1 pseudogene is annotated in these 1046 nt (G+C 59.9%); it reads right to left on the bottom strand.

Annotated elements, in window-relative coordinates:
• Positions 1–165 precede the first annotated feature (165 nt).
• A pseudogene (rplM, locus tag JCM19049_RS15180) lies at positions 166–607 on the bottom strand (50S ribosomal protein L13).
• Positions 608–1046 lie beyond the last annotated feature (439 nt).

The following is a 1046-nucleotide window of genomic DNA, read 5'->3' on the forward strand; positions in this document are numbered from 1 at the left end:
CACCGGACACGGTCAGCGGCGCGCGCTCGACGTCGCCGCCGGCAGCTGCGGCCGGGGCCGACTCGGTGGTGTAGGTCGACGGGGTGTCGCCTTCGAATTCGTTGATCTCTTCAGCGTTCTGAGCCACGATTATCTCCTAGTAAGTTTTTCTTCTCGGGGCCAGGACTACTGGGCGACCTGGGTGATTTCGAACGGCTTCGGAGCCTGGGCCGCGTGCGGGTGCTCAGCGCCACGGTAGACTTCAGCTTGCTCAGCTGGGCTGCGGCGATCTTGTTCTTCGGCAGCATGCCTTGATGGCCTTCTCGACAGCCTGAACCGGGTTCTTCTCCAGCAGTTCGGCGTAGTTCGAGCTCTTCAGACCGCCCGGGAAACCGGAGTGGCGGTAAGCGCGCTTCTGCACCAGCTTGTTGCCGGTCAAGGCAACCTTCTCAGCGTTGATGATGATGACGTGGTCGCCCATGTCCATATGCGAGGCGAAAGTAGCCTTGTGCTTGCCGCGCAGCAGGGTCGCTGCTTCGACAGCCAGGCGGCCGAGCACAACATCGGTGGCGTCAATGACGTGCCACTGACGGGTCTGGTCAGCCGGCTTAGGGGTGTACGTACGCACAGTAATTGCCTTACGTTGATTCGTTTCTGGTCAAACAGCTGCAGGTGTCATGGCGTGAGATCCATCAGGGACAAGCACTGTCGTGTTTACTTTGTGTCAGGACCAGTACGTCAGGTGAGGACTGATTTAACCGGCCGTCCAGGTGGTGTTCGCATGCCCAGCAGACCAGCGGCTATGCAACTAAGCCGTCACGCTGTGGCATGTAGTGTCGAACGTGGACATACACAACTTTCACAAGTTTAGCCGATTAATGGGCCAGCACACAATTCGGCTAGAGGGTCCAGTGGGGCCCAAATGCCCGCAATGACGGGTATTTTCCGTCACAGTCCCCAAGCCCACCTGTCAATCATCTACCGCCCGGATTCCGCCGAAGTGCTCTTCGCCGGGTGCTCTTCGTGGCCCTGAGCGGTGGCGGTGCCTTCCTCCACGAGCGCCCCGG

It is taken from the genome of Arthrobacter sp. JCM 19049, from assembly GCF_001310435.1.